Genomic DNA, 21785 nt, shown 5'->3' with positions numbered 1-21785 from the left:
TGAGGTACACAGGATTTTTTCCCGATTCCCGATTCCCGATTCCCGATTCCCGATTCCCGATTCCCGATTTCCTATTCCCTGTTCCCTGTTCCCTGTTCCCTTTCTATAGCTAATAGCTTAAGAATCTGAAGGTATTGGCTGAGATTCTAGATATTTCAGAAAAGACATTAACTCTTGGTCACTAAGCAGCTGACGCGATCGCTTACCGTAAGTTTGTAGAAGATAGTCTTTCCCCTGTTGAGTTGTCCAACCCAGACGCTTCATTTCTACATTGGTTTTAGTAATGATGTCAGAATGGTCAACAATCCCAGAACTCAATGATCCCATGTCACTGCTGTTAGTCTCCATGGTATTTTGAGAATATGACTGGACTGGAGGATCAGGTTGTGGGGTCTGGTAGCTAATTGGCTCCCTCTTTATAGGGATATCAACTGGCAAAGAGGTTTCTAGGTCCGGTGAAAGGGAGTCATTGCTAAATTTCCTTGCTGGTTCTACTGATGGGATATTGGCAGCAGTTTCTCTAACCTCTCTAGCTCTTGACTCTGAGAAAGAGTAACTACTGGTGTCACTGGTTCGAGTAGCTTGAGTAAAATGATGATTGGGTTGAGTCTGTTCCTGATTTGCTGAGGTCGAGCCAACATCATAGCGAGGCAATGGTTGCAGCGGCAGATTTACCTCACGCTTTGCTCTGGGATTATCCTTGTTTTGATCAATCCCTTTGGTGCTATCCATGCCTAAAGCAGCTAAGGCTCTAAGTCTGGCTTGATCTTCTGCTAATTCAACAGTTTGGGCAGCAGCTAGACCGGTGACCAAGATGGTACCCTCAACTTTAACTGAGCAACGTACTATGTACTGACCATGGTCAATCGCTAAAAGATCGCTGATCAAGCTGCCTTGAGGATAACGATCTCGGAACTGAGTAAACATAAAACCATTTCCTGCCCAAATCTAAGCATTATATCATAGCATAGCTTTACCCGAAAACTGTAGCAAACGGAACAGCTGATCTGCGGAACACCGGAACATTTCTTCCCGATTCCGTACTCTCGTTGATGTACAATAAAACATAATATAATAGAACTATCTTTGGTAAGCTGGCGCTAAATCATTCTGTAGTTACAATCTGCAACAGACTTAGGAGAAAGGAATTTCAGTTGCGGTTCCTGATCCAGTTGAGCAGCACAGCCTACGCAAAACCAAAGTTTCTTTTTCCCAGGCGCTCTAGGAACAAGAAAACAGAGGGCGGGTACCTCCAAGTTACCCTCGTTGCCTACACCTACGCTTCTTCCAGAAGAGCTGTCATATCCTGATGTAATTTATTGCTTTTTAGCCTACGCGAGTCAGTATGACGATTCAGAAAATCTGGATTTAGGGCATAAGCGTGACCAATCGGTTGCCCTAATGGTAGACTAGTAGTAGATATAACTGGGGAATTTGGACAAAGTTCCGAGGCTGACCAGACTAAGCTAAGCTTCTCTTTTGCCCCAGGGGCTACAGCATTGCCAAAGCAAGGGGACTAAGTTACCAGGAAGCGTAATGGTTCCGAGTATTGCAGTGTCTGAACAAAAGAGTTAAGCGCCAAAGAAACTGGGTGGCATTGGAGATTCTCACTCTTTGAATCGGTTGCTTCTTATACATAACTGCCTGTAAGTTACCCGTTTGATGATAACTTCGCCAAAGAAACAATCGTCCTAGGGGCCTCAAACCGTAACTCAAAGAAGGTGCCATGGCGTTTGAATCACTGGCTATTGACCAACCTCTGACTCAAAAATCCCGCAGGCAAAGTTAGGTGAGTCATTAGCCTAAAAGTTACCCTGACCTTAGTCTTGCTTCGGAACAAAAACAACAGAGTTGGTTAAACAGTTTAGGCAAACCATCAGTGGATACCCTTTCCTGGGAAAGAAACACAAGGGGTGGAACAAGTTTAGGTACCCGGGAAAAGTAATGCACGTTTTCTTTGCTGCTCGGGAAGTGTACACCTGGCTTGCCTTTCAATGTTCAGCCGATGACCCGATCGCATCAGGGACTGTCCTACCCCGCGCGATCGCATGCTCTTAAGGGCAACAAGCAAAAACCACGATCAGACGAAAAGGATTGTTGGATGGAATTTTCAATCGCTACATTACTTTCTAATTTTACTGATGATAAACTAGTGGCACCCAAAGTCTTAGAAAAAAAACTTGGTTGCCAAGACAAAGAAAGTCTCAAAAAACTCCAGATTTCCCTGGATGCACTGGAAAAATTAGGAATTCTGGTTAAAGATCGCGGCAGGTATCGACGTGTTTATGAAGAAGACGTGGTGGAAGCCAAGCTGCGCTGTTCGAGTAAAGGCTTTTGTTTCGCCATCCAAGAAGTCGAGGGAGCCGATGATATTTACATTCGGGAAACCAATCTCAGTACTGCCTGGAATGGCGATCGCGTCCTAGTCAAAGTTACCAAAGAAGGTAGCCGACGCCGGTCTCCTGAAGGAGAAGTGCGGTTAATTCTGGAACGGGTAAATCCTTCAGTGCTAGCGCGAGTCAAGGAAATTGGTAATGGTTACCGAGCCTTTCCCCTTGATGACCGACTCTTGTTTGAACTAGACCTTGAACCAGATGAGGAAATCTTACAAAAAGCAGTGGAGCATCTGGTTCATGTAGAAGTCCTACGCTACCCCCTCGGACAAAACCCTCCCCTTGGAAAAGTTGCCCGTATTTTAGGAAGTGATGCAGAAGATGCGGCTGACACCGACATTGTCTGTTGCAAGCACGATTTACGCTCTAACTTCCCTGATGGGGTACTTCTAGCCGCTGATAACTTACCGAAAAAGCTGAAAAAATCCGACTATAGCCAGCGCTTAGATTTGCGAAAGGTTCTGACCATTACCATTGAAGATAAGCTAGCTAACTCAGAGAAGGTAGTTGTAGAAAACGCCTTTACTCTAGAAAAAACTGAAGCAAATCAGTGGCAACTGGGGATACATATTGCTGATGTGGCTTACTTTGTCCCTCCAGACTCTGCCTTGGCTGATGAAGCCAGAAAAAGGGGTACAGCAGTTTATCTGTCCGATGTGATATTGCCTTTACTACCAGAAGCCGTTACCCAGCTTTGTTCCCTAGTACCAGGTCAAGACCGCTTAACCATGTCGGTACTACTCACTCTAGACGAAGCTGGTCAGGTAGTAGACTATGAGATTAAACCGTCGATAATCCAGGTACACTACCAGCTCACTTATGAGCAGGCTCAATCCCTTCTGGGGGGACATGAGCAAGCTGACTCAGAATTGGCACCTGTGGTGGACATACTCAAAGAACTGTTTTTTACCTTGAGTCCAGCAGTCAGGGCGCAACGAAAGCAGCGGGGTGCCTTTGACCTAAATTTGTCCCAGATTCCATACCCCTATAAAGATGAAGGGAGAGTGGGGGCTCTAGAGGTTTCTTCAACAGTACCAATGCAGTCGTTGTTGAAGGAATTAGTGATATTAGCCAATGAAGCAATAGCTACCCACATCCAAGCCCTAGGTTTGCCAGGTATTTACTGTGTCCAAGGGCTACCGGATTGGGATGGGCTTCAGGATTTGATTAGGTTGGGCATGAATCTAGAGCTAGATATGCAGCTTGAGAAAGAAGAAACCATTACCTCTCAAGACTATCAGGGCTTTACCCAGCTATTTTCCAAATCCATAGCACCTAAAGTATTGATCTATTTGTTGTTATCAACCTTAAAACCAACAGGTTATAGTTCAAAACCAGGATCCCACTTTGGTCTAGCATTGGATACTGGCTATACTCACGGAGTATCACCACTGAGGCGCTATGGGGATTTATGGGTACAACAGTTACTGCATTTGGTATTTGAAAAAGGAAGAGACCGTCGTTCTACCCGTTCCAAAGACCGGGTAAATCTCAATCATAGCAGCTGTCAAGGTAATATAAACTGGAATGTTTTACCACCAGAAATTCACCAAGAGTTAGAAAATCAGTTAACTACATTAATTCCCCATCTCAATGACCGTGAAAAGATCACCATGGATGCAGAGATGGATTTACAGGGCTTAAAGAAAGCTGAACAGATGAAAGAGCGTACAGGAGATATCTTCAGCGGGCTGATTACTGGAGTTCAATCCTACGGCTTTTTTGTCGAAATTGAAGACTTGTTAGTAGAAGGATTAGTTCACGTTAGCTCTCTCAAGGATGACTGGTACGAGTATCGCTCCCGTCACGCCTGCCTAGTCGGTCGCAAAAATCGCACTGCCTATCGATTAGGCGATCGCGTCGAAGTCCAAGTCAAGAGTGTGGATTATTACCGTCAACAAATTGACCTGGTAACCGTAAGTGGCGGTAGTTTTGCTAGTAACGAAGATTTAGAGGAGTAAGTTATTTGTGAGTGGTTAGTAGGTTACTAGAAGGTTAACTAACCACTCACCACTCACTACCAATTAAATGATATTAAGTCCGGTTAATAACTTATAATACCCTTGATTCTAATAGGGTTAATTTCTTTTTGTTAATTAACAATGTCAGCTGATAGCTGATAGCTGATAGCTGATAGCTGATAGCTGATAGCTGATAGCTGATAGCTGATAGCTGATAGCTGATAGCTGATAGCTGACGGCTGAATACTTACAAACCGGACATAATTTGACTACTGACTAATGACAACTCCTTTAATTCTTGGTGTCACTGGTGCATCTGGCCTAATCTATGCTGTAAGGGCTTTAAAGTATTTACTAGAGGCTGACTATGCTATTGAGCTGGTGGCATCGAAATCTACCTATATGGTTTGGCAGGCAGAGCAAAATATTCGCATGCCTCTTGAACCCGATCTACAAGAACAATTCTGGCGTCAGCAAGCGGCAGTCGATCAGGGGGGCAAACTCATTTGTCATCGGTGGGGGGATGTGGGAGCCAGTATTGCTAGTGGTTCTTTCCGTACTTTAGGAATGGTGATCATGCCCTGTAGTATGAATACCGTAGCAAAAATGGCTGCGGGCTTCAGTACTGACCTGCTTGAGCGTTCAGCAGATGTTCAAATTAAAGAAGGGCGTAAGCTAGTAATCGTACCTCGTGAAACACCCTTTAGCTTAATCCATCTGCGTAACCTTACCAGGTTAGCAGAAACAGGAGTTAGAATTGTTCCAGCTATACCGGCTTGGTACCATAACCCTCAAACCATCGAAGATTTGGTGGATTTTGTGGTAGCTCGTGCTTTAGACCAGTTAGACATTGACTGCATTCCCCTAAAACGGTGGCAGGGCAGAAGTAATGATTCCCTTAAACATAGTTATCATGATAGGTAGGAAATCAAGATATCGGAAAGATGGGGAAAATAGGCAGATTTAAAAGAGGAAGTAGTAGGAGGCTAAATCGTCAGACTTTTCTGCCTTGAGCCTGACATATGCTGATAAATCTTCATCACCCCTCAACTTTTAACCTATAACCTTCAATCCCTTGGTTTATGTTTAGGATTATTATATTCTTATGTTTGGTAATAGGTGGATTGGCACTGTTTGTTGTTGATAATTGGTTGCCAGTGCTACCTTTGGTCTTTCTAGGCATGAAGACACCACCTCTACCTCTAGCTTTGTGGATTGTTGGTGCCGTTGGAGCTGGAGTTCTAACCAGCATCAGCCTACGACTCCCCAATTACCTGGCTTGGCGTTATTCTAGTCGAAATTCTGAACCACCGGACGACGAGCCATTATTTTCTGAATATAGCCGTGGCGAAAGTTATCAAACCCAGACGAGGCAGGATAAAACTCGTGAGCGTCCGGCCTCGAAACAAACCTCAAAAGATGATACAAGCTCGGATTGGGAAGAAAGTAGTAGTCAAGAGTGGGACTTTGAGGAAGATCAAAATTCAGATCGAGTATCATCAGGTCGCCAAGGGGTTAAGCAAGATTCGACCTCACACACCACTAAAGGGGATCCCACTAGCTATGACCTGAGCGAAGAACCCGAAAGTAGTGATCAAAGTGACTCTGTTTATTCCTATAGTTATCGCCAACCTGGTAATTCAGGTGTTGGTAAATCTGAAACAGTTTACGATGCCAAGTATCGAGTCATTAATCCACCTTACAAGACAGTAGCTAAGCAGACTGAAGAGGATGAAGAGGACTGGGGGTTTGAGGATGATGAAGACTTTCAATAACCATGGTTGACGGTTGATTTTATTATAACTAGCAATACAATAGCAGCCAAGGTAGTAAAAGGTTACTCCTTGGCTGTTATTGTTAGATAGTTAATCAATTATCCATTGGGCTAATTGTTCATTTGTTCGCGAGATTGTTGCCTCACGCGGCCAGTCATGGCGGCTTCCTGTAAGGCCATAAAGGCATCGAGATCCGCCAAATCGTACTTTTTATGTTTTTGATGGAGCATCCTGCGTAATTTATCCTCGGCTTCTATGGTAAGATAACCGGTTGTGAGAGCTTGTTTGACAATGTCACGAATTAGCAACATTTACTTTGTTACCCCTAGTTTAGATGGAGTGACCACTAGTGAAAACCAGTAGATCTGTTCCACTAGTGGATAGTTTTGTGAGACACCGAAATCAGCTGCTTGATCAGGTAGTTGAGTGCCAGGGATTAAAACCGATGTGTTATACATATTTGAGTCTCCCTGGTCTACAAAATTGGGGTTTGTTGTACCCTGATGCCAAGCTTGGACTTGCATTCAGTCCATAGCATGACCAGGCTTACGGTGCTCAAACACCGCTTACCCAGTCTGCTTAGGTCTAAGCCTAAGTTTCTGGCTACTTTGTCAGCCATGCAAAGTGCGAGTGGGGGAAACCCCGGTCACGACCCTGCATCGCTTCTAATGACGGCGCTTAAAACCGCCAAATCTCCCTTCCTCCGCCACATAGCCACATAAATGATGACGGTTTCCACGCTCCCGTTTTCTTGATGCAGTCGCAGATCAGGAAAACCAAGCCAGTCGCTCATAGGGAGGGGCTGTATGCATAGGCTTACGGTCGCCCGAAGTCAAGCCCAGTGGGCACCCCCTTTGGTCTCACTGGCTACCCAAAAGCACGGTACATCACTTTTGTTGGGATGAAGTTTAGATGAAGCTATTGTGAATAATAGCATAAATGTGAAAGGTTGTCTCGCAGTGAAAGTCTTAGGGTGGTACCTTTGATTAAGTGTGAACTAAGGGTAATCACTGATTAGACTGGGGAGGGCATGCGTGAATGACTTGTTGAAGGGCCTCAATGTTTTTCTGATTGGCATGATGGGCGCTGGCAAAACTACTGTTGGAGGTTTACTAGCTAGTGAGCTAGGCTATGGTTTTTGTGATACAGATGCCCTGATTGAGCAAATTGCAGGTAAAACGATTAACGAGATATTTGCTGAGGACGGAGAAGAAACCTTTCGACAGCTGGAGACTCAGGTACTATCGGAACTATCGGCTTATCAGCAATTGATCGTTGCTACAGGAGGCGGTATTGTGCTTAACCCCCAGAATTGGAGTTATCTGCATTATGGTCTGGTGGTCTGGTTAGATGTCCCTGTGCCAATGTTAATCGAACGCTTGCGAGAGGATACTACTCGCCCCTTACTACAGAAACCTGATCCTGCTTTAGAATTGCAGAAAATTCTTGACCAAAGACGGAGTCTCTATGAATTAGCTGACCTTCACATCTGTGAAGATTATGGGGAGACCCCACCACAGATTGCTTCACGAGTGATCACAGAGATTCCGAAAGTTCTTAAAAATTCTAAACAAAAAAATTAATTAAGGGAGTAGCAAAAAAAATAAAATACCAGTTTTTAGCTTGTAGGGTGGGCAAAAAGCGATGCAGCGCGGTCTTGGGGGTTTCCCCCACTCGCGCTTTGCATCAAGACACAGTTTGGTTCAAATGAGTCTTCTAGATAATATTACTTTGCCCACCCTACTTGAATTGGTATTTTTTTTACACCCAAGTCCCTAAGGTGGTGTCTGGTTGAATACTGATCTTTCTGGATCTTTCTGGGTTGATAGTTAATTTAAAATTAACAATTAACAATTAACAATTGATAATCATTAATAGGTTGGTTTAATTATTGTTGGGAGAGGCGTTTGACTGGTTCACCCCCTAATAAGTTATGGGCATCTTCCAAAAAATCGGGTATTAGATCAGCATTAGGACTGTTACGCAAACACTGCCTCAGGTCTAATTCTCTGACCCGATTGGCTTGGGCACCAGGAAACCAGTGACCCGCATTAGTTAAGAGGTTGTAGCGCATTTTCGCATACTCTAGCAGATCGTACGCGATCGCTAAATTCCTCAACCACAAAATCACTGGAATATTGATACCGCCTGGGGTTTCTGAATGGGTGGGTAAGCCAATGTCCCAACTTCGGAACCAGTCTTCTCCCAATTTTGCGATCGCTTCTGATTCCAAACGCTCTAAAATCGGCGGTAATACTTCTTCTGAGCGCTCCAGAAGTTTTACAGTTTTGAGGTGTTCATCAAAATCTGAAGGTCGAGATGCCCCTAGACTCAAGGTATGGACCTCGGGATGGCTCAAACAAAACAAATCATTAAATACCATTGGGCTAAGGGGAGCACAAAGTTCCACTAACCGTTGTGGTGGTTTATAGAGCATACCCCCTTTATCGGAAGTGCTAATGATGAACACCCCCATATCGTGACGAGTAGCGGCTTCAATGGCAGGCCAATTTAACTGATTAATGTAATACCAGTGCAAGTTAACGTAGTCAAACTGGTCCGTTTCAATGGTTTTAACAATCACATCTGTAGGACCATGAGTCGAGAATCCAATAAACCGTACCTTACCCTCTGCTTTAAGCTGTCGCGCTACATCTAAATAACCACCAGGACGGATAGTCTGATCTAGCAACTCAGGGGTATTAATCCCATGGATTCCCAGTAGGTCAACATAGTCAAGTTTTAGGAAAGCGAGGGATTGATTAAACTTACGACGAAACTCTTTGGGGTCAGGCTTAGGAGTAACTTTAGTCTGAACAATCAGTTGTTCTCGGGGAAATTTTGGCAAAATCTCTCCTAATTGCATCTCAGAAGTACCGTAGCCACGAGCAGTTTCTATGTGATGAATGCCAAGCTCTAGAGAACGGCGGATTGTTGTTTCGAGATTCTGTTGATGATCTTGGGGAATTTGCTCCTTGGGAACATCCTGCCACTTGAACTGGTATCGCATACCACCACAGGAAAAGACTGGCATCTGTAATTCTGTACGCCCAAATCTTCGATATTGCATCATAAACGTGCTTTGAATCACCCAGCTGCTAGTGTCTGCTCTTTGATTATCTAACTATTTTTACCAAAAATTTTGGGTTTAAAGCCCCGTCCTTATAGGACGGCTTTCTTTATTAAGTTAAAACTTGACAGTTTTCGCACTGCGTGTTATGATAAAATTATAAACAAAAAACTAAACACTAGATAAATACTATCTAATCATAAGTAGACAACGTAAAAAATATGTAAGAGATACATATTGCGTAATTTGGTCTAACGACTTAAAAGTCTATGAAAAAAAATTAGATAAAAAAAGTATCTATCTATATGTAAAAAAAAGGTAAGGTACGGTGGGGCACACCGAAACCTAGGTCGAAGACTAAACACGCTTGTGGAGAGGAGACCTCTATTTTTCCTGGCTCCGGCAAGGGATAACAAGTCACCCCGTTGTTCGCGTAGCGTGGCCAAAGGCCAAGCAAGAATCCCCGTCCTTCCAGGGCGGGGAGTGTCAAAACCTCAGCATTCAGCCGTCAGCATTCATCCTTTAGCTGTCCGTAACTCAGCATTATTCGGATGCTTACCTGTTGTCTTGATCCCAAGCGCGAGTGGGAGTTCCCCCCACAGGTCGGCACTGCCTCCCCTGTTCCCTTGCTGCATCGCTTATTAAAAAGCTGTTCAGTGTAGCTTACCCATAGCCACTAAGCCGAACAAGAAGTGTGCGCTACGCCCACGCTTCTTGATCTGCTATCAGGTATCAGCCAAAGGCTGTGACAACGCTATGGGAATAGTTTATCTCCATTGTGCTTGCTACACAGAACAGCTTTTGAATAAAATAAGCTACAGCTGACGGCTGTCAGCTTTCCAGGTTCCAAGGTTTTTCCATAGGCTCTAGCTAATACCCACGCTAGTCAGGTACAATGAGGATAGCTCAGATAATTCTCCTCAAGAACCATGAAAGCCTACTCTGTTGATCTTAGACAAAAAATTATTGATGCTTATAATCAAGGCAATATCTCTCAACGTAAGCTGGCTAAACAGTTTAATGTTGCCTTAAGCTTTGTTCAAAAATTACTCAAACAGTATCGAGAAACCGGAAATATTGCTCCCAAAGTTCGCACTAAACAAACTCCGATAAAACTTACCCCAGAGCAATTAAATATTCTCCGAGATCTGGTCATCAAAAACAATGATGCTACCTTAGATGAACTCCGGATTTGGTTAGCCGAAGAAACGGGTGTTTTAATTGGTCATTCCACAGTCGATAGGATGATTAAACGTTTGAATTTAACCCGTAAAAAAAACTTTAGACACCACAAAAAGAGGAAAAAATAAATTCAGGTGCGCTCTTACCATTAAGAATTAAATTCGCCAAGTAAGGGCGCACCTAAAAAATAATCTTTATATTTAATCGATAATGGCTCCTCGGTCAATGGGGAATCGTGGTCATATTAATGATTCCCCATTACTGATCCCAATTACCAAAATTGTAACCGGTCAGCAGTCAGCAGTCAGCTTAAAAAAAACCTAATTTGGGATAATTTAAAGGTGCCCTAAATGTAAGCATATGCGCTACGCGCACGCTGCTTGAGGTGCCGTCAGCTATCAGCCGTGAGCTAAAGGCTCACGCTGCGCGAACAGCTTTTTGGCACAGGCTTTGGCCTTGGCCAAAAGGCCACGCGGGGCGCGTTTGGCCACGCTGTGCGAACGACGCTGGGACTTATGTCTTGATTATTCCAATGCTTACTTGTTGTCTTGATGCAATAGCGAGTGGTTTGAATTTACCGTAAGACAGTTGAGCCTTAATCAATAAGTTTTACCCCTTTTCTGCATAGCCTACCAACCATAAAGGCTCAACTGTCTAAGGTTTGGTCTCCGGGGGAAACCACGGCAGTCGCTCATGGGGGGAACCCCCACAGGTCGGCGCTGCCTTCCCAAGAGCGCGCTGCCTCCCCTGTTCCCTTGCTGCATAGCTTATTCAAAAGCTGAGAGCTGAGAGCTGATAGCTGAGAGCTGAGAGCTGAGAGCTGAGAGCTGATAGCTGATAGCTTACCTCAAATCTCTTTAGCTGCCCGCTCAATCAGATGACGAGCAACAGTTTGAATCCCAGTATGCTCATAACAATTGGTACTAGCGTCTAGAAATGCCGCTACATAGTCTAACTTGTCATCAGCAAGTTCTATGAAGCCACCCAGACGCTCAAACAGTGACTCAGGGCTTAACCCAGTCGAGGAAATTAAATCATGCATCCAGTCACCAACTGCATCAAAGGTGTTAGTGATAAATCCCTGTTTATCGGATTCAGGAATTGAGTCACTCAGAGCTGCAAAGGCAGGATTATCTTCTAGAGCGGACTCCCCTCCTTCTTCCAAGCTATTTCGGACTTTAGAGATGAAGTCAGCACCGAGAGGAATTAGACCATCGATGCAAACTAAGGCTACCATCCGCATCAGAGCTTCGTTATGATAGTTTTCTGTCACAGAAGCAGCAAAATCTACCGGATTAAAGCCAAGGCCGTGAATCTTGCTATGAGCGATCAGTTCTCCGACCAGTTTTATACTCAAGTCAATAGATTGAACGGTGTCAGCTTTGGGAGTCAGTTTGTCTAAGAATGGGATCCAACTCAAGGTATCCCCGACTTTGTCAGCTAAAGCGGCTGCTGCGATCGCTGTGTCAGTATTGTCAAGAGTTTGGTAAATCCAGATAGCTGTTTGGTATCCCTGATCAGGGTCTTCGTATAGCTCAAGGGCGCGGGCGCGAATTGACTCAATCACATCTGGATCTGTTTCCCCTGTAACTGCGCTAATTGTATTGTCAAAACCGACGAGATTTTCCCATTCCCCCGGAACAATAAAATCCAGGACATTCAGTACTGTTACGGTTATATTATCCTCTGGAAGCTGATCAACTAATTCAATAATTGATTGACCCATTTTCAGTTTTTTTAACTATAAACTTCTCTCACGAAAACATACACAATTCTAAATGTCAATTGTGAAGTAATCATGAAAAAAATTTGTAAGCTAAGTAGTCGGACAAAAGTAAAATTAACTGTTGAAATAGGGAGCAGGGAGCAGGGAGCAGGGAGCAGGGAGCAGAGGGGATTTTGGTAACTTTACACAAGTTAATACCGCGCTGCATCAAGAAGTGAGGTTTATTTTTGTCCAGGTACTTATCAGCTTTGCTTAGGTAGCATACTGACACAGACTAATTAAGGTCAAAGTCTACAGGAAATTCAGGAGAACTTGGTTGAGCTTCTAGGAGCGCAGCAACCCCATCCCCCTTGAGCTGATTACCAATTACTAATAGCTTTTTGCCAGTAACATTATAAATGTCATAACGTTCATTACCTTCAAAAAGGTTGTTACCAGGAGTACTAGCAGTGCCTAAATCTGGCTGAGATTGGCTAATCGCTACCAAGCCATCCCGACTATTATTGATAATTTGGTTTTCGCGCAGCACAGGACGTGCAGACCCTTCAATCACTACCCCGTCAATGTTGTCACGAATCTGATTATTTACTATCAAGGGTGAACTGTTGCCCCCTATCGCCAAACCATGACCGGTTTGCTCAATAATATTACCCCGGATTTCTCCTGTTGCTTCCCGAGTTACAGAGATACCGTTTCCTTGGTTATTGGCAAAACGATTATTTTCAATCAGAGGGTTTCCTTTACCACTAACAAACACTCCTTCGCGATCGCTATTGATAAAGGTATTGTTACGAATGATGGGATTGGTGGATTCTACCCACACACCACTCCCTCTGGTATTAGGATTAGTAATAGTTACTCCCAGAATCTGAGCATCTTGAGCTGCCAATATTGTTACATTCTGACCAGCCCAAGTGCGACTGAGGTAAAGACCCCCACCAATTATAACTACTCCTTCACCTCTAGCGGACTTGTTTCCCTGGAGAATCATGCCAGGTTTGAGTTTAAGGGGAAAGGTTTCTCCCTGTTCAACGGTGTACTGACCTGGGGCTAGGTGGATAGTAGCTAAGGGACGAGCTTGCTGTAAGGCATAGGTAATAGTTTTGAAGGGATTAGCAGTGGTTAGACCAGCATTTTCCGTGTCTGTACCCTGTTGAGAATCCACGTACAAAACTTGCTTGATTGCTGGTGGCGACTGCCTAGGGTTCGATCTCGGTAAGTTACGAGTAGGAAAATTGTCTGGTGTTGGTCTACTTATCCTGCCAGATGAATCCCATTGCTCACAGCCTGTTACCGCTAAAGCCATAATTAATCCAGCAGCAACTAATACAAAGTTAGGGGATTCAGTTAGGTTATAAACTTTGTATTGCAGCATTGTCAAGGTTAGTACTTAACTTGATGAGAGCAAAATTTTATTCGCCTATTATAGCGTTTCTCATCACTATGAAAAACGCTATAGTTGTGTACTACTAGCCTAGTCAATTAGCCTAGTCAATTTCTTCAGCAGCACGAAGAATTAAATGACGCGCAACGGTTTGTATGCCAGTATGCTCATAGTAGTTAGTGCTAGCGTCTAGAAATGCCGCCACATAGTCTAACTTGTCATCGGCAATTTCTACAAAACCCCCGAGACTGTCGGACAGTGAATCACGGCTTAATCCAACAGAGGATACTAGATTATCCATCCAGCCACCAACTGCATCAAAGGTTTGAGTAATGAATCCCTGTTTATCGCCATCTGGGATTGAGTCCCTGATGGCTTCAAACTCATCATTGTTGGAAAAGGATGATTTATCTCCTTCTTCAAGGGTATTTCGTACTTTAGACACGAAGTCTGCACCAAGAGGGATTACCCCATCAATGCACACTAAAGCTACCATCCGCATCAGAGCAGCTTTATCATAGTTTTCCTGGATAGAAGTGGCAAACTCGAAGGGATTCAAGCCCACCTTGTGAATTTTGCTATGGGCTAGTAGTTCCCCCACTAATTTCAGACCCAAGTCAAGCCCTTGAAGCTTGTCCGCTTTAGGAGTCAGTTTCTCTAAAAACGGGATCCACCTAAAGGTATCCCCGACTTTGTCAGCTAAAGCGGCTGCTGCGATCGCTTTGTCAGTTCTGTCAAACTTTTGATAAATCCCAACGGCTTTTTGGTATCCCTCATTCGGGTCTTCGTAGATGGCGAGGGCGCGATCGCGAATTTTCGTAATCACGTCGTAATCCTCTTCCCCAGTTAGCTTGCGAATGGTGTGGTTAAACCCCACTAGGTTTTCCCACTCCCCTGGGATCACAAAATCCAGTGCGTTCAGGATTTTTACAGTTAGGCTATCTGTTGACAGTTCATCAACTAACTCAATTATTGATTTACTCATAAAAAAATACGTTTAATGTTTGGAAATCCCGTTTATAGTAGACCGGGTCAGAAAGTTGAACCTATACCCTAATCACTATAACAATCGGATTTAAGTTGTGAAACTCTCCAAGACCGGAAGTGAAGCAACAGACCACAATTCGAGCTATCGGGGCAATCTTTCACGCTTTGGTTAGTTGAGGGCAAATCAATTGGTAGTGCGCTAAGGGTGGGGTCTATTTAACTCATCGTTATCAAAAAATTAATAATTATGAAGAGCTAAGGGCTGGACTCTCTACTTCTGGGGATTAACCTATTCCGGTAGAGGATGTCAAGGCTGTACGATTACCGGTGTTCCTATAGCAACCTTTTCAAATAAATCCCGGACATCTTTATTGAGCATTCGGATGCAACCGTGAGAAACAGCTTGTCCGACGAGTTCCTCAGCAGTTGTTCCATGAAATCCAATATAATTCTTCCCATTAGTCCAAAAACCAATCCAGCGATCGCCAAGGGGATTATTCGGCCCTGGAGGAATTACTTCACCTGTCCAAGGATGCTCCCAAGCTGGCTCCAGAAGCTTTTGGAGCACTTCAAAATTGCCTGTTGGTGTTTCCCAACCCGCTTTACCGATGGCAATTGGGTAACTGTTTAGGACTTGAGCCGCTTGATAGACATAAACACGACGTTCACTCAATTTAATTACTAAACGAGTAATTTCAGTACCCTCTGCTGGCAAGTCTTCTTCTAGAGGAAGATATAGATCCGGGTCTCCAAGGCGTGGCAATTTTGGGGCTTGAATTCCAGGCAATTGAAAATGAGGTAAAACCTCTTTGGGAGTAGGAACAGGACTACTTATTTTTTCAGAGGCAGCTACCTGCTGTTGCCCATAAAGTATTGGAATTACTATACTCAAGCATAGTAGCCTTAAGCTCCGAGATAGTAATTTATCTCTCACCATTTCTAATTAGTTTTTATTTATAACAACTTTATAACATCACTTTAATCTACTTGAAAAGCAACATTATCAAAAACGTTCACACCGACGCCTTCAGGTATTTTGGCAGACCAAAAGTTAGTAATTTTACTGATAATATATTCCGGAAACAATCTATTATTTCCGTAGATTTTACAGTAGATTAGTGAATTTTAAATTCTTCGATTAACAGAAATATAAGTTAAGTTAATGATGAATATTAAAAAGTTTAATGTCTGGACAGGGACTACCTTGTCATTGCTGCTGTGTACCCTTACTATGGCTCCCGCTAAGGCTAACTCAATGGGTGAACAAGCCCAAAACCGGATCCTGAAACAAGATCGGGGGCAAGAGCTTGACAAAGGTACTATCAAGAGTATCGTTGGCAATATAGTAAAGATTAAGCTTGACAACGGTGACAGCAGAACGGTTTGGCTACCCACTTCCAAGCTCAGGCAATGGCATTTGATAGAAGGTAAGCAAGTCTTGATGGCTGGGAATCGTATCGTTAATGTGGTTAGTTCCAGTGCTTTGGCCAGTTCAGAGACTACGAGGGTTACCAGTCGTGTTAGCGAGGTGTTAGAGTCTCTCCAACAGAGGCGTATCGAACGGGTGAACCGTATTCCGAGAACTGTCATTTCCACTCCTGTACAGCCAAGAGTGATTACTCCTCCTCCAAGCCGAATTGGGATACCTGTCAGAGCACTGTGGTAGTGACGGGTGCGCGTACCTGTGGGGATTTTCAGGGGGCTGGATGCGATCACATACAGAACTCAAACCATGAACGACTGCATTAACACAATGGTTGATAGTTAACGGTTGCCTTGATGCTTAACAAGGGTTTGTCATAGTAATGAGGTAAACAGGATTTTTTTCCAGTGCTCTTTTCCCTGCTCCCTGCTCCCTGCTTCCTGCTCCCTTCTCCCTCTATTCTCACAAAAAATATTGCCCGGAGTGTTAACTCCGGGCTAATCAATAACGTCGATTAAAATGGGCTGATCATTACCTGATCTGTAATCCGATAATTCTATTTCGGAGCTACAATATATGGAGAGGAAACCCCTTGAGCCTTACCTGATGTGACCAAAGCCTGATAAAGCATAGAAACCATCTCAGCATGAGTAGCAGGCTGATTTGGTCTGAGCATAGTTTTTTCACTGTAGTTAACAACTATACCCGCTTCTGTTGCTGCTGCTACTTTCTCAATCGCCCACTCAGGAATGTCATCCTGATCTCGGTAAATCTTTAACGTTTCGGCTGGATTGGATGAAGGTTGAAGATCAAGACCGCTAATCAGGCTAACTAAAACCTGTACACGAGGAACTTTTTGCTCAGGACGGAACTCCTGTCCGGGATATCCTGACATGAAGCCGGTTTCGGTAGCTTCATCAATTGCTTTAGATGCTGATTGATCAGTAGGTTTATCCTTATAATTTACTCGTTGTCGCTTCTTCTGCTCTTGAAACGCTTTTTGAATTTGAGCAGCTAACTCTCCCCGTGTTACCTGTCTGTCCGGTAGAAATTCCTGATCAGGTAAGTTAATTAATACTTTGTCCTTGGCTAGAGGTCTCATGAAAGGACTTGCCCAATGATTTTTAGGAATCTCTGCTGGTTGAATGGAGCGGAAATCGCTAACATCTATAGGGATAGTTTGTGATGAGGATTGGGCTTGGTCAGGACCTGTGCTACCGTCAGTATTACCATCTGATCTGGCTTGGTCAGGACCTGTGCTACCGTCAGTATTACCATCTGATCCGGCTTTGCCCTTGGCCATGGTGCGGTCGCGATATCCTGTGGATGAGTACCCTGATGAGAATAGCCCCAGGAATCGATTAGTTTCTGACTCCTCTGGTGATTTATCTTGAGCTGACCCGAGCATTAAACCCGTGGCTGGATCAACTGAATATCCCCTGAACCAAGAACTCGTTCTTGATTTGGAGGATGAGGAGAGCGCAGATGATGACTTATCCCCACCCGTGATTGATTTAACACTTGGAAATAGTGATAGTTCTCCCGTTGACTCTGTTGACTCAGATGATGCAAAGGGAGACTCAAGGGATTTGAAGCTAAATTTTCCCCGGTTGCCCTTTGTGCCCCAAAACAGAATTAGACCAATAGTGGCGAAGGCTACGATAATCGCCAGTAATTCATCAAGCTCTAGAATTGGTTTGCGGCTTGGCTGAGGAGGTGTTGGGGATGGTGATTGCTCGGACGGTGATTGATTTGTCATAGGATGGCTGAGATACACATCTTGACTGCTTTCCCTGGTTTTCAAGCCTAGGGATCGCTTGAAGTTACCTAGATTAAACCATAGCTATGTTATTGAAAAAAGATTCATATTTTCCAACCCCAGGTTAATCTTACTCCCCAAAATACTAGTAAACTTGCCAGTGCTAACCAATCACACCACCGTATGCGCAGTTGATGCCACTCCACTTTATGCTCATTGGGACTAGTAAAGCCTCTGACAGTCATGGCACTAGCAATTTGCTCAGCCCGTAACAGCAGATTTTCCAGAAGCTTTTCCGCAACCATTAACCAAATTTGTAGGCTTCGGTTCAGACCGAGTTTTTTCCAGTTGATAGCACGAGTGCGTATGGAACGAGCTAAATTCTGTACTTCTTCTAGCACTAGGGGGATAAAGCGCAAGGAAAGGGTTAAGGTCAGCAGAATTTCCGTAACCGGAACATTCAAACGCCGTAAGGGTTTGATTAAGCTTTCTAAACCTGCAGTAATTTCTTCTGGTGCTGTGGTTAGCAGGAAAAGACTGGAACTATAAACTAGAGTAAATAGAGTTGTGCTGATCCGGACCGCTAAATCTATTGAGCGACGAGTAATAGTAAGACTAATCATAGTAAACGCTTTACCACTCCAGATGACATAACGGTAGTCACTAGGTTGAGGTAGGGTGAGCTCTTGAGGTTCTGGAGGTAGTCTGACTTGATGGTCAATGGCCATACCATCTGGAGCGATCGCAGTGATCAGGAAGACAAAACATGCTAGCATCAACAACCAACCCATTTGCTGACGCCACACCCGCCAGGGAATCCTAGCTGATAAGGTGATTAGAATCAGTAAGGAGGATAGCCCGAGCCGACAGTAGGGATTTGCCAACAGGGGTGCGATCAGAAAACTGGTCAACCAAAACATCTTTACCCTGGAGTCGAGGTGATGCATCCAGGTGACTGGTTGTTCCAAGTATAGTCCGATAGGAAGCGATCGCAATAAGTCCATGATGTTAGTGGTGAGTGCTGAGTGGGCAGTAGTCGAGGGGGTTAGTTATCACACACGGGTAGCTCGATTGAGGTTGATTTGAGCTTCTTCTCCATCACGGACTTTTTTGCCTCGCCACAGTAACCTTACTGGTGTACCGGTGAAATCTAATTGTTGGCGGAACTGACGCTCTATGTAGCGACGGTAGTTGTCTTTGAAGCGTTTGGGGTCGTTGACAAACAGGGCAATAGTGGGGGGTTTAGTTTTTACCTGGGTACCGTAGTAGATTTTGCCCTGACGTCCTTGGCGATTGGTGGGAGGAGTGTACCAGCTAACAGCTTCTTGTAATACTTCATTAATTACAGAAGTAGAGACACGACGTTGATGTTGATTGGCAGCGGTGTCAACTAAATTTAAAATTGTTTCGACTCGCTTGCCTGTCATGGCACTAACAAATATGATTTCAGCCCACTCGATAAAACTCAGTCGGTCTTTTACCTGTTTTTGGTAGTCATAGATAGTGTAGGAATCTTTTTCTATGGCATCCCACTTATTGACTACAATTACTGCAGCACGTCCTTCATCCGCAATACGTCCTGCCAGTTTTTGGTCTTGCTCTGTCACCCCATCTATAGCATCAATCACCAGTAGCACTACATCTGAGCGGCGAATAGCTTTGAAGGCACGATTAATACCAAAAAATTCGGGTCCGTAAGTAACGTTTTTCTTTTTGCGAATGCCAGCGGTGTCAATCAAGCGATAGGTTTGGGCTTCAGTACCCTTTTCTGGATCTGCTGAGCGTTCTACTACCATATCAATGGCATCACGAGTGGTACCAGAAATTGGACTAACGATGGAGCGATTTTCCCCAGTGAGGGTGTTCAATAAGCTCGACTTTCCGACATTGGGGCGTCCGACAATAGCGACTTTAATCTCTGGGATTTCTGGGATAGTGTCTACATTTGGCAGGTAGGTAACCAGCTTTTCTAGTAATTCTCCTGTACCATTGCCATGAATTGCTGAGACCGGGAAGGGTTCTCCTAAATTGAGTTCCCAAAACTGGGAGGCTAGAATAATTCCTTGCTGGGGCGATTCACATTTATTGACAGCTAGCACAACTGGGGTATTTTGTATACGTAACCATTGCGCGATCGCTTCATCTCCAGCTGTGGGTCCGGTTTGACCATCCACCACTAATACTGCTGCACTCGCTTCAGCCAAAGCTGCCATTGCCTGTTCTCGAATCAAGGGCAAGAACTCGGTATCATCATCAAAGACTAATCCGCCAGTATCGACAACCAGGTAGTCTCGGTCTTGCCAGAAAGCAGGGCGATAAGTGCGATCGCGGGTTACTCCTGGTTGGTTGTGAACAATAGCATCGGTCACTCCTGCCAAACGATTGACCAGGGTTGATTTCCCCACATTCGGGCGTCCGATAACTGCAACAATTGGCAGGGCCATAATATGGATCTCCTCAAATGAGGAGTGTGAATGCTCTAGTGTTCCATTCTATCGCAGCAAGCATTCAGCGGTCAGCCCTCAGCCCTCAGCCCTCAGCGGTCAGCCCTCAGCCTTGGCCTTGTAAGCATATGCGCTACGCGCACGCTGCGCGAACAGCCCTCAGCGGTCAGCCCTCAGTCTTGGCCTTTGGGCCATGCACGCTGTGGGAATGGCTCATAGCTGATTGCTGATTGCTGATTGCTGATTGCTGATTGCTGATTGCTGATTGCTGATTACTGATTGCTGATTACTGATTGCTGATTGCTGATTGCTGATTGCTGATTGCTAATAGCTGATAACTTACTCAGTACTCGGCTCATAATAATCATGGCTCAAACAAGGTACAGCCAAAATTTCCCCTTCGATGTCCCCTAAGATAACGTTTAACCCTACACCACCAGCCTTAGTGCGGATATAAGCTAAACCAAAGACTCCCTGGTCAGTTTCGGTCACACTGGTGAGCTTGCCCACTTTTTTTCCATCTACGGTGATGACGCTCCCTAGGTCAGTAGGAGCACTTAAGCGGATACCCCATAGTCGTTGCTTCACTCCTTTGTAGGTATTCAAGCGCGCAATGGTTTCTTGACCAATGTAACAGCCTTTGCTAAAGGAAATGGTTTGCCACAAACCAGCTTCGAGAGGATTGTAATCTTCTGTGAGTTCATGACCTGGCGCAGGGCGTCCCTGTTGGATACGCAACTGTTCCCAAACGCGATCGCCTATAGGGATTGCTCCTGCTGTGGTTAAGGTCTGCCAAACCTGGGCAGCATTCTCGGCAGGGCAAATTACAGTATATCCAGGCAAGGCCAAGCCACTCCCTACAGCGATGCGGACTTGATTATCCCCGAGCATCAGTTGCTGGTGACTAGCATCTTCTGCTGATATCTCCACACCCAACCCTGTTAAGAGGGCATTACTTTCTGGTCCCATCAAGGAGAAAACAGCATTCTCCTCAGATACATCCTGCAATTCCACTCGATCCATGGGAAAGATATAACGATCCAGCCACTCCATGATCTGCTTACGGCAATTTGGAGAAACTAGCAATAGCACCGCATCTGCTAAGATATAGGCAGTAGCTAGGTCGATAGTCCGAGCTGTAGATGTAACAAAAACCGTCTCACAGCCTTGGCCTGGCTGTCGTGTTTGGAAGTCATTGGTGCTTTGATTGTGTAGATAGCGTAGTCGGTCATCACCAGATACTTTTATCAACCCCCAATGGCAACAATCAACCAACCCAACTCCCTGACGGGCTGCTTCAATCCCTGTTGCATCATTGCCAAAGCTTACTGGAATCATCCGTGAAGCCACCGACTCAAACTTTGCCCCAGCCAGGCGCTGGACATCTAGCAATTGGTCATTCATTATAGCAATTCTACGACTTGTGAGGTACAAATATTTGGGTTTTAGGGAGCAGGGAGCAGGGAGCAGGGAACAGGGAACAGGGAACAGGGAATAGGGAACAGGGAACAGGGAGCAGGGAGCAGGGAAAAAATACTGTGTACCTCATTATGCTAAAAACCGCTATCAAAATTTACATTAATAGGATATTACCTCAACATCGGCTCAGTCTTTCAATCCAATGAACCCCATTTATCCCGATTCCCGATTCCCGATTCCCGATTCCCGATTCCCGATTCCC

The 21785-nt window shown here is 44.6% G+C and carries 22 protein-coding genes; 8 read left to right on the top strand and 14 right to left on the bottom strand.

The window, feature by feature from the left end:
* Positions 1-117: 117 nt before the first annotated feature.
* A complete protein-coding gene (locus tag BJP37_RS19945; RefSeq protein ID WP_075901372.1) occupies positions 118-927 on the bottom strand; it encodes a slr1353 family protein in 810 nt (269 codons plus the stop codon).
* Positions 928-2101: 1174 nt separating this feature from the next.
* Between BJP37_RS19945 and BJP37_RS19940 the strand changes: the two genes are divergently transcribed.
* From BJP37_RS19940 to BJP37_RS19930, 3 genes are all read left to right on the top strand, one after another.
* On the top strand, positions 2102-4354 hold the full coding sequence (locus BJP37_RS19940; protein ID WP_070393921.1) for a ribonuclease R family protein: 2253 nt from the start codon (positions 2102-2104) through the stop codon (positions 4352-4354).
* Positions 4355-4633: 279 nt separating this feature from the next.
* Positions 4634-5278: a flavin prenyltransferase UbiX gene (locus BJP37_RS19935; protein WP_070393920.1), complete on the top strand. Its 645-nt coding sequence runs from the start codon at positions 4634-4636 to the stop codon at positions 5276-5278.
* A 200-nt stretch (positions 5279-5478) separates the two neighbouring features.
* Entirely contained in the window at positions 5479-6129 is a 651-nt protein-coding gene (locus BJP37_RS19930) for a hypothetical protein (protein WP_198954119.1), read from the top strand.
* Positions 6130-6239: 110 nt separating this feature from the next.
* Here the strand turns inward: BJP37_RS19930 and BJP37_RS19925 are convergent, their stop codons facing one another.
* Positions 6240-6440: a hypothetical protein gene (locus BJP37_RS19925; protein ID WP_071105228.1), complete on the bottom strand. Its 201-nt coding sequence runs from the start codon at positions 6438-6440 to the stop codon at positions 6240-6242.
* 723 nt (positions 6441-7163) lie between these two features.
* Here BJP37_RS19925 and BJP37_RS19915 point away from each other — a divergent pair.
* Positions 7164-7712, top strand: coding sequence for a shikimate kinase (locus BJP37_RS19915; protein ID WP_075901366.1), 549 nt, complete (start codon positions 7164-7166; stop codon positions 7710-7712).
* Positions 7713-7773: 61 nt separating this feature from the next.
* Positions 7774-7908, top strand: a complete 135-nt coding sequence (locus tag BJP37_RS43715) for a hypothetical protein (protein ID WP_269087033.1) — start codon at positions 7774-7776, stop codon at positions 7906-7908.
* A 109-nt stretch (positions 7909-8017) separates the two neighbouring features.
* On the opposite strand, the gene BJP37_RS19910 is transcribed toward BJP37_RS43715, so the two are convergent.
* Both BJP37_RS19910 and BJP37_RS41330 read right to left on the bottom strand, forming a co-directional pair.
* Positions 8018-9199, bottom strand: coding sequence for an aldo/keto reductase (locus tag BJP37_RS19910; RefSeq protein WP_075901364.1), 1182 nt, complete (start codon positions 9197-9199; stop codon positions 8018-8020).
* A gap of 301 nt (positions 9200-9500) precedes the next feature.
* Positions 9501-9689, bottom strand: coding sequence for a hypothetical protein (locus BJP37_RS41330; RefSeq protein ID WP_143727703.1), 189 nt, complete (start codon positions 9687-9689; stop codon positions 9501-9503).
* Positions 9690-10128: 439 nt separating this feature from the next.
* Here BJP37_RS41330 and BJP37_RS19905 point away from each other — a divergent pair, with 439 nt between their 5' ends.
* Entirely contained in the window at positions 10129-10509 is a 381-nt protein-coding gene (locus tag BJP37_RS19905; protein ID WP_070393914.1) for a helix-turn-helix domain-containing protein, read from the top strand.
* A 719-nt stretch (positions 10510-11228) separates the two neighbouring features.
* On the opposite strand, the gene BJP37_RS19900 is transcribed toward BJP37_RS19905, so the two are convergent.
* From BJP37_RS19900 to BJP37_RS19885, 5 genes are all read right to left on the bottom strand, one after another.
* Positions 11229-12107: a hypothetical protein gene (locus BJP37_RS19900; protein ID WP_075901362.1), complete on the bottom strand. Its 879-nt coding sequence runs from the start codon at positions 12105-12107 to the stop codon at positions 11229-11231.
* 70 nt (positions 12108-12177) lie between these two features.
* A complete protein-coding gene (locus tag BJP37_RS39640; protein ID WP_158069682.1) occupies positions 12178-12315 on the bottom strand; it encodes a hypothetical protein in 138 nt (45 codons plus the stop codon).
* 66 nt (positions 12316-12381) lie between these two features.
* Positions 12382-13482, bottom strand: a complete 1101-nt coding sequence (locus BJP37_RS19895) for a DUF1565 domain-containing protein (protein WP_075901360.1) — start codon at positions 13480-13482, stop codon at positions 12382-12384.
* A gap of 112 nt (positions 13483-13594) precedes the next feature.
* Positions 13595-14476: a hypothetical protein gene (locus tag BJP37_RS19890; protein ID WP_075901358.1), complete on the bottom strand. Its 882-nt coding sequence runs from the start codon at positions 14474-14476 to the stop codon at positions 13595-13597.
* 309 nt (positions 14477-14785) lie between these two features.
* Complete coding sequence (locus BJP37_RS19885) at positions 14786-15415, bottom strand: L,D-transpeptidase (RefSeq protein WP_075901356.1); 630 nt, start codon at positions 15413-15415, stop codon at positions 14786-14788.
* Positions 15416-15640: 225 nt separating this feature from the next.
* Here BJP37_RS19885 and BJP37_RS19880 point away from each other — a divergent pair, with 225 nt between their 5' ends.
* On the top strand, positions 15641-16144 hold the full coding sequence (locus tag BJP37_RS19880; protein WP_143727702.1) for a hypothetical protein: 504 nt from the start codon (positions 15641-15643) through the stop codon (positions 16142-16144).
* A 313-nt stretch (positions 16145-16457) separates the two neighbouring features.
* On the opposite strand, the gene BJP37_RS19875 is transcribed toward BJP37_RS19880, so the two are convergent.
* The 3 genes from BJP37_RS19875 to der form a co-directional block, all read right to left on the bottom strand.
* The gene (locus tag BJP37_RS19875; protein WP_081431262.1) at positions 16458-17660 is read right to left on the bottom strand and encodes an S-layer homology domain-containing protein; all 1203 of its coding nucleotides are present in this window, start codon (positions 17658-17660) and stop codon (positions 16458-16460) included.
* Between the two features lie 104 nt (positions 17661-17764).
* Complete coding sequence (locus BJP37_RS19865) at positions 17765-18664, bottom strand: energy-coupling factor transporter transmembrane component T family protein (protein ID WP_075901348.1); 900 nt, start codon at positions 18662-18664, stop codon at positions 17765-17767.
* A gap of 48 nt (positions 18665-18712) precedes the next feature.
* Positions 18713-20104, bottom strand: a complete 1392-nt coding sequence (gene der / locus BJP37_RS19860; protein WP_075901346.1) for a ribosome biogenesis GTPase Der — start codon at positions 20102-20104, stop codon at positions 18713-18715.
* Positions 20105-20121: 17 nt separating this feature from the next.
* Here der and BJP37_RS39635 point away from each other — a divergent pair, with 17 nt between their 5' ends.
* Positions 20122-20334, top strand: coding sequence for a hypothetical protein (locus tag BJP37_RS39635; protein ID WP_158069681.1), 213 nt, complete (start codon positions 20122-20124; stop codon positions 20332-20334).
* A 109-nt stretch (positions 20335-20443) separates the two neighbouring features.
* Here BJP37_RS39635 and ygfZ read toward each other — a convergent pair whose 3' ends face one another.
* Together ygfZ and BJP37_RS43710 are read right to left on the bottom strand one after the other, a co-directional pair.
* Positions 20444-21508 (bottom strand): CAF17-like 4Fe-4S cluster assembly/insertion protein YgfZ, encoded by a 1065-nt coding sequence (ygfZ, locus tag BJP37_RS19855; RefSeq protein WP_075901344.1) that lies wholly within the window; start codon positions 21506-21508, stop codon positions 20444-20446.
* Positions 21509-21518: 10 nt separating this feature from the next.
* Positions 21519-21653 carry a hypothetical protein gene (locus tag BJP37_RS43710; RefSeq protein ID WP_269087032.1) on the bottom strand — a complete coding sequence of 45 codons (135 nt, stop codon included), beginning with the start codon at positions 21651-21653 and terminating at the stop codon, positions 21519-21521.
* Between the last annotated feature and the right edge of the window lie 132 nt (positions 21654-21785).

Source organism: Moorena bouillonii PNG, from assembly GCF_001942495.1.
In the GTDB taxonomy this organism is placed as follows: Bacteria; Cyanobacteriota; Cyanobacteriia; order Cyanobacteriales; family Coleofasciculaceae; genus Moorena; species Moorena bouillonii.
Note: the sequence above shows the minus strand (reverse complement) of the source record. Positions and strands in the feature narration are given on the sequence as shown.

Excerpts from the sequence above, each read along its gene's own strand:
- BJP37_RS19880 (WP_143727702.1), top strand. The coding sequence starts at position 15,641 with ATGATGAATATTAAAAAGTTTAATGTCTGGACAGGGACTACCTTGTCA.
- BJP37_RS19900 (WP_075901362.1), bottom strand. The coding sequence starts at position 12,107 with ATGGGTCAATCAATTATTGAATTAGTTGATCAGCTTCCAGAGGATAAT.
- der (WP_075901346.1), bottom strand. The coding sequence starts at position 20,104 with ATGGCCCTGCCAATTGTTGCAGTTATCGGACGCCCGAATGTGGGGAAA.
- BJP37_RS43715 (WP_269087033.1), top strand. The coding sequence starts at position 7,774 with ATGCAGCGCGGTCTTGGGGGTTTCCCCCACTCGCGCTTTGCATCAAGA.
- BJP37_RS19890 (WP_075901358.1), bottom strand. The coding sequence starts at position 14,476 with ATGAGTAAATCAATAATTGAGTTAGTTGATGAACTGTCAACAGATAGC.
- ygfZ (WP_075901344.1), bottom strand. The coding sequence starts at position 21,508 with ATGAATGACCAATTGCTAGATGTCCAGCGCCTGGCTGGGGCAAAGTTT.
- BJP37_RS19885 (WP_075901356.1), bottom strand. The coding sequence starts at position 15,415 with ATGGTGAGAGATAAATTACTATCTCGGAGCTTAAGGCTACTATGCTTG.
- BJP37_RS43710 (WP_269087032.1), bottom strand. The coding sequence starts at position 21,653 with ATGAGGTACACAGTATTTTTTCCCTGCTCCCTGCTCCCTGTTCCCTGT.
- BJP37_RS19865 (WP_075901348.1), bottom strand. The coding sequence starts at position 18,664 with ATGGACTTATTGCGATCGCTTCCTATCGGACTATACTTGGAACAACCA.
- BJP37_RS19875 (WP_081431262.1), bottom strand. The coding sequence starts at position 17,660 with ATGACAAATCAATCACCGTCCGAGCAATCACCATCCCCAACACCTCCT.
- BJP37_RS19935 (WP_070393920.1), top strand. The coding sequence starts at position 4,634 with ATGACAACTCCTTTAATTCTTGGTGTCACTGGTGCATCTGGCCTAATC.
- BJP37_RS19910 (WP_075901364.1), bottom strand. The coding sequence starts at position 9,199 with ATGCAATATCGAAGATTTGGGCGTACAGAATTACAGATGCCAGTCTTT.
- BJP37_RS39635 (WP_158069681.1), top strand. The coding sequence starts at position 20,122 with ATGAGGAGTGTGAATGCTCTAGTGTTCCATTCTATCGCAGCAAGCATT.
- BJP37_RS19945 (WP_075901372.1), bottom strand. The coding sequence starts at position 927 with ATGTTTACTCAGTTCCGAGATCGTTATCCTCAAGGCAGCTTGATCAGC.
- BJP37_RS19905 (WP_070393914.1), top strand. The coding sequence starts at position 10,129 with ATGAAAGCCTACTCTGTTGATCTTAGACAAAAAATTATTGATGCTTAT.
- BJP37_RS19940 (WP_070393921.1), top strand. The coding sequence starts at position 2,102 with ATGGAATTTTCAATCGCTACATTACTTTCTAATTTTACTGATGATAAA.
- BJP37_RS19925 (WP_071105228.1), bottom strand. The coding sequence starts at position 6,440 with ATGTTGCTAATTCGTGACATTGTCAAACAAGCTCTCACAACCGGTTAT.
- BJP37_RS19895 (WP_075901360.1), bottom strand. The coding sequence starts at position 13,482 with ATGCTGCAATACAAAGTTTATAACCTAACTGAATCCCCTAACTTTGTA.
- BJP37_RS39640 (WP_158069682.1), bottom strand. The coding sequence starts at position 12,315 with ATGCAGCGCGGTATTAACTTGTGTAAAGTTACCAAAATCCCCTCTGCT.